This window comes from Streptomyces sp. NPDC001732 (genome assembly GCF_053596315.1).
The window spans coordinates 1-3,644 of sequence record NZ_JBSFFY010000164.1 but is presented as its reverse complement, the minus strand read 5'-3'; the positions used below and the strand labels follow the sequence as shown (position 1 = coordinate 3,644).

At 69.4% G+C, this 3,644-nt stretch carries 4 protein-coding genes; 1 reads left to right on the top strand and 3 read right to left on the bottom strand.

Translation table 11 applies throughout. The features are described 5' to 3' along the window. Positions 1-102 precede the first annotated feature (102 nt). The gene (locus tag ACWCXX_RS40890; RefSeq protein ID WP_451136337.1) at positions 103-1,173 is read right to left on the bottom strand and encodes an NAD(P)H-dependent flavin oxidoreductase; all 1,071 of its coding nucleotides are present in this window, start codon (positions 1,171-1,173) and stop codon (positions 103-105) included. A 64-nt stretch (positions 1,174-1,237) separates the two neighbouring features. Next, a complete protein-coding gene (locus tag ACWCXX_RS40885) occupies positions 1,238-1,999 on the bottom strand; it encodes an enoyl-CoA hydratase family protein (RefSeq protein WP_451136335.1) in 762 nt (253 codons plus the stop codon). A 113-nt stretch (positions 2,000-2,112) separates the two neighbouring features. Here ACWCXX_RS40885 and ACWCXX_RS40880 point away from each other — a divergent pair, with 113 nt between their 5' ends. Beyond that, positions 2,113-3,018 (top strand): SDR family oxidoreductase, encoded by a 906-nt coding sequence (locus ACWCXX_RS40880; protein ID WP_451136333.1) that lies wholly within the window; start codon positions 2,113-2,115, stop codon positions 3,016-3,018. Between the two features lie 325 nt (positions 3,019-3,343). Here the strand turns inward: ACWCXX_RS40880 and ACWCXX_RS40875 are convergent. After that, on the bottom strand, positions 3,344-3,644 hold a 301-nt coding region (locus tag ACWCXX_RS40875; protein ID WP_451136331.1), incomplete at its 5' end, for a DUF7003 family protein.

Here is a 3,644-nt window from a genome sequence, read left to right as displayed (position 1 = left end):
AACATTCCCCCCCCAGCCACCCCCCCCCGCCCCGGCTCCTTCCCCCCCCCCCCCCCCGCCGGGGGCGCGGCCTTCACCGTCCGCGGTCCACGGCGTGCCGCGTCAGACCAGGAATCCGTGCCCACGCCGGAGGCACTCGGCGGCCTCCGTCACCACGCGGTCGATGAGCTCCTGGCAGCTGGGCAGGTCATCGATCACGCCGACCACCTGGCCGGACGCGAGCACACCCGCGGTGACGTCCCCCCCGACCAGGCCGGCCTTGAGCATCATCGGCGTGTTCGCGGCCAGCACTGTCTGCGACCAGCTCCGGTCGCCGCTGTGCTTCATGCGGTAGCCATCGGCGAGCAGCTGACGCCAGCTCATGCCGCTCATCCTCTTGAAGGCGAGAGTGCGCTTGACGGTCGGAACCAGCCGTTTGACGGAGCTCTCCTCATGGAGCTGCTCCACGAACTCGGTGCGCAGGAGCCGATGAGGCATCCCGTCCACCTTGGTGGAGACGACGGTGCCGTTCAGATCGCGCATGAGGTACTGCTGTTTCACCGCGTCCGGGACCGCGCTGTCCTGGGTGAGCAGGAAGCGGGTGCCCATGCCGATACCGGCAGCGCCCCACGACAGCGCGGCCGCCAGCCCCCGCCCGTCGAAGAGGCCGCCCGCCGCCACGACGGGGATGTCGACCGCGTCGAGCACCGTGGGGAGCAGCAGCGTGGTCGGAATGGAACCCGTATGACCGCCGCCCTCGCCGCCCTGGACCATGACCGCGTCCGCGCCCCAGGCGGCCACCTTCTCGGCGTGCCGGGCGGCACCGATCGACGGGATCACCACGATGCCGTGGTCCTTGAGCTCGGCAATCAGATCCCGCTTGGGAGCCAGCGCGAAGGACGCGACCTTGACCCCATGCTTGATCAGCAGCTTCACCCGTTCCCGGGCGTCACCGGCGTCGGCCCGCAGGTTCACGCCGAACGGCCGGTCGGTGCGTCCGGCGACCTCGCCGATCGCCTTGTCGAGCTCCTCCGGGGTCATCGTCGCCGATGCGAGGATTCCCAGGCCGCCGGCGTTCGCGGTGCCCGAGACGAGACGCGGCCCGGCGACCCATCCCATGCCGGTCTGCACGATGGGATGCGTGATGCCGGCCAGTTCGGTCAGCGGCGTGCGGAGCAACTGTTTCGTCGTCATGCCTTCACCACCTCACGGTCGCGCGGATTGCGCGGATCGAGTGTGTTCTTCATGTTCGGCGCGGTCATGGGGCCTTGAGCGGCTTTCCGGTGGCGACGAACTCGTCGCGGTGCTCGTCGGCGACCCCGGCGAGGTTCAGCTCGAAGGTGAAGCCCTGCTCGAAGCGGTAACTGCGGTTGACGTCGACCGGGTCGATCCCGTTGAGGGCCTCCTTCGCGGCGCGGATGACACGGGGGTCCTTGGCGGCGATCTCACCGGCGACCTCCAGGGCGGCGGCATCGAGCCCGGCGCGGGGCACGACATCGAGGACCGAGCCGTGGGAGACCAGCTGGGCCGCGGGAATGGTCCGGCTGGTGAAGTACAGGGTGCGCATCAGATGCTGTGGCACCAGACGGGCGAGATGAGTGGCTGCGCCCAGGGCGCCACGGTCCACTTCCGGCACACCGAAATAGGCGTCGTCGCTGGCGATGACCGTGTCGCAGTTGCCGACCAGGCCCACGCCGCCTCCGAGGCAGAACCCGTTGACGGCCGCGACCACCGGGACGGCGCACTCGTAGATCGCCTTGAATGCCGTGTAGCAGCCCCGGTTCGCGCCGAGCAGTGTGTTGAAGCCCGTGGTGCGCTGCATCTCCTTGATGTCGACGCCGGCGTTGAACCCCCGGCCTTCGGCCCGCAGGATCACGACGCGGGTCTCCGCGTCCTTTCCTGCTTCGTCCATGGCCTCGGCCACGCCGTACCAGCCGGCGACGGGAAGGGCGTTCACCGGGGGGTAGTCCATCGTCACGACACGAACGCCGTTGGCATGCCTCGTCGAACTGATACCCATTTCTTCCTTCCTAACCTAGCGCTTGCTTGTTAGCCTAGCAGTTGCTTGGTTCAGGAAGAAGGGTCGGGCCGGATTGCGCGGGACGCGGCAGCCGGCGGTGGGGAGAGAAGCGGATGAGTGGAATGTGCGAAGGTCGCATCGCCCTCGTGACGGGTGCCGGTCGCGGCCTGGGGCGTGAGCATGCGCTCGAACTGGCCCGGCAGGGCGCCAAGGTCGTGGTCAATGACCTCGGTGCCGCTGCCGACGGCGTGGGTGTGTCCTCCGGTCCGGCCGAAGAAGTCGTCGGTCTGATCAGGGGGATGGGCGGCGAGGCCGTCGCCAACGGCGACGACGTGGCGGACTTCGAGGGCGCCCGCCGGATGGTGCGGCAGGCCGTCGACACCTTCGGCGGGCTCGACATCCTGGTCAACAACGCCGGGTTCCTGCGCGACCGCATGCTCGTCAACGCCGACGAGGACGAGTGGGACGCGGTGGTCCGCGTACACCTCAAGGGCCATTTCGCGACGCTGCGTCACGCCGTCGCGTACTGGCGCTCCGAGGCCAAGGCCGGGCGCCGACGCGAGGCCAGGGTGATCAATACCAGCTCGGGCGCGGGCCTTCAGGGCAGCGTCGGCCAGGCCGCCTACAGTGCGGCGAAGGCCGGCATCGCCGGGCTCACGCTGGTGGCTGCCCAGGAGCTCGGTCGCTACGGCGTCACCGTGAACGCGCTCGCGCCGGCAGCGCGTACCCGGATGACCGAGGGCCCCTTCGCGGCTGCCATGGCGGCCCCGGAGTCGGGCTTCGACGCGATGGACCCCGCGAACGTGTCGCCGGTCGTCGCCTGGCTCGCCAGTGAGGACTCCGCCGATGTCACCGGCCGGATGATCGAGGTCGAGGGCGGCAGGATCTGCATCGAGGAGGGCTGGCGGCACGGTCCGGCGGTCGACCTCGGCCGGCGCTGGGACACCGCGGAGGTGGGCGCGGCGGTCAGGAAGCTGCTCGCCGAAGCCGCGACGCCCGAGCCCGTCTACGGAGCGTGAGGCGACGATGAGCGGCAACACTCCCACTGCCGGTGTCGCCGACGCGGGTGAGTGGCGGGGGGTGCCCCTATCTGTTTCGTCAATCCCGGCGGCGGTGTTTACGGGGGTTTTGCTCTGGCTTTCGGGAACGGCCCGCGAAGCGGGACGTTCCCGGCGGGGCAGGCGCTGTGGGGGCAGCCCGCCCGTTCGATTTCCGACCGTCCACTCCCTCCGGCACTGCGGCAGTATGGAAGTACACCTCACCCCCCGTCGGACGCGATCACACTCACTCGACGCCCGCCGTGCCGCGTTGCGGGCGTTATTCCGCCGAACCCACGGCGACCGGTCACAGAGTTCCGGAGTCCGGCCAGTTGGACCAGTGGGTATTGGGTGAAAGTCTCGGTCGGTAGCGTCCGACGTCACCAGATGCCAGGACTTCCGCGATCTGCTGGTAGGTCTCACTCGTGCTGGGAGGTGTCTCGATATCCTCCGGCTGGTGCCATTCCTCCAGTTGCAGAACCTTCGGCAGGTCCCCGGGAATCCTAGACCGCACTTCGGCTTCGTCGGCAAGGATCAGATCCCGGTGCTCCGGCACCAGTCTGCGGAACACGACTTCGAGCGGCTCGCCGGGCTTCGCCTCCACGGCC

Bases quoted from the DNA above. Each gene is read 5' to 3' on its own strand.
- ACWCXX_RS40880 (WP_451136333.1), top strand. From the start codon at position 2,113: ATGAGTGGAATGTGCGAAGGTCGCATCGCCCTCGTGACGGGTGCCGGT.
- ACWCXX_RS40890 (WP_451136337.1), bottom strand. From the start codon at position 1,173: ATGACGACGAAACAGTTGCTCCGCACGCCGCTGACCGAACTGGCCGGC.
- ACWCXX_RS40885 (WP_451136335.1), bottom strand. From the start codon at position 1,999: ATGGGTATCAGTTCGACGAGGCATGCCAACGGCGTTCGTGTCGTGACG.